This window comes from Thauera sp. (genome assembly GCF_035444905.1).
Taxonomy (GTDB): Bacteria; Pseudomonadota; Gammaproteobacteria; order Burkholderiales; family Rhodocyclaceae; genus Thauera.
This window is the reverse complement of sequence record NZ_DAOMPS010000117.1, coordinates 1-3,982: the sequence shown is the minus strand read 5'-3', so window position 1 is coordinate 3,982 and position 3,982 is coordinate 1. Positions and strand designations below refer to the sequence as shown.

General features: G+C 65.0%; 5 protein-coding genes. 4 read left to right on the top strand and 1 reads right to left on the bottom strand.

Translation table 11 applies throughout. The features are described from left to right. From PLC66_RS22305 to PLC66_RS22295, 3 genes are all read left to right on the top strand, one after another. A partial coding sequence (locus PLC66_RS22305; RefSeq protein ID WP_324544374.1) for a replication initiator protein A occupies nt 1-722 on the top strand: 722 nt, incomplete at its 5' end. 839 nt (nt 723-1,561) lie between these two features. Beyond that, nucleotides 1,562-2,641: a tetratricopeptide repeat protein gene (locus PLC66_RS22300; protein WP_324544373.1), complete on the top strand. Its 1,080-nt coding sequence runs from the start codon at nt 1,562-1,564 to the stop codon at nt 2,639-2,641. Between the two features lie 19 nt (nt 2,642-2,660). Further along, nucleotides 2,661-3,191, top strand: coding sequence for a hypothetical protein (locus PLC66_RS22295; protein WP_324544372.1), 531 nt, complete (start codon nt 2,661-2,663; stop codon nt 3,189-3,191). A gap of 33 nt (nt 3,192-3,224) precedes the next feature. Here PLC66_RS22295 and PLC66_RS22290 read toward each other — a convergent pair whose 3' ends face one another. Next, a complete protein-coding gene (locus PLC66_RS22290; RefSeq protein ID WP_324544371.1) occupies nt 3,225-3,563 on the bottom strand; it encodes a hypothetical protein in 339 nt (112 codons plus the stop codon). A gap of 89 nt (nt 3,564-3,652) precedes the next feature. Between PLC66_RS22290 and PLC66_RS22285 the strand changes: the two genes are divergently transcribed. Continuing rightward, nucleotides 3,653-3,982, top strand: a 330-nt coding sequence (locus PLC66_RS22285) for an SOS response-associated peptidase (protein WP_324544370.1), incomplete at its 3' end; no start/stop codon positions are given.

The window sequence follows — 3,982 nt, the reverse complement described above, 5'->3', positions numbered from 1 at the left end:
CGACGCAGTTCGACAAGGACGTTTTGATTTACGTTGTCAGCCAGATGACCGAGGGGCTGAATCGAGGCCGTGACGACGCGAAGAACCGGACAGTGCGGTTTACGGTTCACGATTACCTTGTATCGACCAACAAGCCTACCGGCGGCGCCGAGTATCAGCGCCTCGAGAACGCCCTAGAGCGCTTGCGCGGGACCACAATCAAGACGGACATTCGGACGGGGGGGCAGCGCGTCAAGGAAGGGTTCGGCATCATCGACTCTTGGATGATCATCGAGCGGGCGCCCGACGATGAACGCATGATTGCCGTTGAAGTTACCTTGTCAAAGTGGCTTTTCAACGCCGTTCAGGCGCATGAAGTACTGACCATCCACCCGGACTATTTCAGGCTTCGCCGGCCGCTGGAGCGGCGTCTATACGAGCTGGCGCGCAAGCATTGCGGTCATCAAACCCTGTGGAGTATCGGTCTCGAGTTGCTGCAAGAGAAGGCCGGCAGCAAGGGCTCCTTGCGCGAGTTCCGCCGCATGGTCCGCGAAATCATCGAGGCGCACACCCTGCCCGAGTATCGGATGACGCTGGACGCCGCCGACAAGGTGACGTTCTACGTCCGCAACCCGCAGCGGCTGATTGCCGGGCTGACCAAGGGCAGCAAGGCTGACGCGGTGCATTCCTACACTCGAAACCCGAAGCGAGTACCGCCCAAGCCAGGGAAGAGCAAGCAGTAACCGGCGCTTGGTGACTCCACGCTCACTATCTGCTCGGTTCTTGTGGGACAGTCTTCCGGCCGCTTTCCAGACCACCACGAGCCCTAGCTCAAACCAAGCGCCGCTTAGCACCTACAAAGCTAAGCTCTGGCGCGCTGCTGAAAAATTTCCGCAGCCTCGTGTTTTCACCCACGCTTGTCGGTTGGTTCCCTAGGGGGAACTCGTTATATCACCCACACTCAGGTCATCTGCTGCTGTGGTTGTTGCCACTGGTATCGCTGTGGTGACACGAGAGGCCCCCAAAAAATCACTTTTCTCGTGCGGTCCCGTCACTGAGGGGGATTCGTGCTTTCACATCATGAATGTGGATGGGGTCGTTATATCACCCACGTTTTCCTGTGGATGGACTCGTTAGATCACCCACATATTGTTCGTTAGATCACCCACATACGAAGATCCAAAAGCCAGTAATGGCGCGGCTTTCAGATCGAAATCCACAAGCGTAACGCGCGCGCGCGTTTTTTAACTTATAAAATCTTTAACGTTCCTGAGACGCCTGTTGTTGTGGATAACTTATTTTCAACCCAGCCCGGCAAGGGGCACCCCTTCGGGGTTCCCCCGGCAAAGCCGGCCCCCCCTCCCCATCGAACAGGCCCCCCCAAGGGGGCCATGAACTAGCCCCCCCACGACAGCTGAACCGCTCCAGCAACCTCAAGCGCAGCCTGCTGCAGAACCGCCCTAAACCCGGTCTGCAGCAGGCTGAGCAACGAGACGTCCAGCGGCTTTCCTGAACCTCCGACGCAACTCAGTCGCTTCATGGATGCGACAATTCGCACCGCACTCCACCTGTGAACGCCTCGATGATCACCCGCCAAGCCCCCGAAATCTTCCAGATTCCGCTCGACGACCTCGACTTGGCGGGCTTGCCGCCGCGCGACACAGCAGAGTTCGAGCAGGCGGTAATCGGGCGCTACGCGCTCGACTACGCGGCGCGCGGCTGGCAGGCCGTGGTGGCGGTCGATGACGCGTTCGTGCGTGTGGTCGCGGTTCCCGAGCGTGGGGTGGAGCCGAAGGCCTACGTGCTGGGGCTGCTGCAAAACGGCTTCCTGGAGGATGCGCTGCCGGTACTCGAGGCGCTCGACGGCATGCTGGACGATGCCGAGCTCGCCTACAGCCACGGGCTGTGCCAGTCCGAGCTGGGGCGGCCGGCAGAGGCGGTCGCCCCGCTGCAGCGGGCGGTCGAGCTCGACCCCACGCACGCGAACGCGTTCATCGCGCTCGGGGTAGCGTTCGCGCGCACCGGGCGCGCCGATGAGGCGGCCAACGCGCTGCGCGACGCGGTCAAGCTCGAGCCGGAGAACGCCTTCGCCAAGCGCAACCTGGCGGCGGTGCTGATGCGTTCCGACCGGGCGGCAGAGGCGCTGCCGTTCTTCCGCCAGGCGGCGAGTCTCGCGCCGGCCGATCCGGGGGCGCAGCTCGGGCTCGCGCAGTGCCTGGAAGCGCTCGGGCCCTCTCACGTCAAGGAGGCGGCCGAGCAGTACAAGACGGTGGTGAAGCGCTTTCCCGAGCACCAGGCCGGCGAGATGGCCGAGGAGGCGCTCACGCGCATCGGGCAAGACGAGCTGCGCGCGGCGGTCGACGGCGGCCTGCGCATGGACGCGGTGATGTACATGCAGGCCGCGCTCGACCGCTTCGCCAAGCTCGACCAGGCGAAGGTCGGGCAGATCGTGATGGAGATCGCGCTGCTCGGGCGCAACGGGCTCGAGATCAACAAGCCTTCGGTGCGCTACACGCTGCAGCACCTCGAGGGCGAGTTCTCCGGGCTGGCGCTCCTGGCGTACATGCACGTGGGGTTCCGGATGTTCGACCCCAAGGGCGATGCCGGGACCGGGCTCGATCGCGAATACGAGGCGGCGGTGAAGATGCGCCGCGAGCGTTGAACTCGGCGAGGATCCCGACGTGAGCCAGCTCCCTGAACGCTACCAGGCGGCGATCGCGCCGCTGATCGACAAGGCGCGCGAACTCCTCGAGCAGGGCGAGGCGCTCGTGCCGATGGCCTTCGTCGGCAACTTCACCACCGGGGCCACGATCCCCACGGCGCTCGTCATGCGCTCGCCGGGCGACAAGGACGCAGCGGCGCGCGCGGTGAAGATGCTCGCCGAGCAGCTCGACGCCGACTTCGTCTTCGTGCTGATGGAGGCCTACAGCCTGCGTGCCGACAAGGTCGCCCGCTACGAGGAGATCCTCGACGAGTACGGCTCGCTGGCCGACTGCCCGGCGAGTTGGCGGATCGACGTGGTGAGCCTGTCGCTCGAGACCCGCCACGGCGTGTGGGTCGCCCAGGTGCCGATCAAGCCGAAGGGCATCAGCAAGAAGAAGCGCACGATCGGGGTGCTGGAGTTCCGGCATTACACCGACGTGCGGGGGCGGTTCACGGATCTGCTGCCGGTGAAGGAAGGCGAGGGCGCCGCTGGCGGGACGCTGCACTGAGCCTGCCGCTCACGAAACGGAAAAAATCGTACGCTAAGCCGCGCCCGCCTTGTCGATCGGCACGGCCCACCATTCCTGGGCGTGCTGGGCCGTGCCTGGCCCGTTCTTCGTGCTGACCTGGAACCCGCGCAGCAGCAGCCCGCGTGGGGTGATCCGCAGCACCTGGACGTCGAACAGCGGCGGCAGCAAGCCGCGCTTGGCGGAGGTGCCCCAGCGCTCCCACAGTTGTGCCGCGTGCAGCGGCCGCTTCTCGGCGGTCCCGATCGGGATGTCGCCTATGCTCAGGGTGCCGGTGATGCCGGGGTCGGCCAGGCACGCCTCGCGCGGGCGCCGCACCCCGGCCACCATCAGTTCGATGACTCTGACATGCATGATTGGACTGTAAAAAAATACAGCTTATTTTCGCCCAATGCGGCCGGTTTGGGGCGGCGATCGACCGCCGGGGCTGGAGGCAAACGCCAATGTGCGGACGTTATGCGCTCTACGGTCCGGTCTCGCGCCTGCGCGAGGTTTTCGAGGCGGAGCCCGAAGGGTTCGCGTTCGAGCCGCGCTGGAACGCGGCGCCGATGCAGTGGCTGCCGGTGGTGCGCCAGCGACCGAACGGCGAGCGGGTGATCCACCGCCTGCGCTGGGGTCTGGTGCCGTCGTGGGCGAAAGACGAGGCGATCGCCACGAAGCTCATCAACGCGCGCGGCGAGTCGGTCGCCGAGAAACCCTCGTTCCGGGCGGCGTTCCACCGCCGGCGCTGCCTCGTGCCGGCCAACGGCTTCTACGAGTGGCAGCCGCTCGGT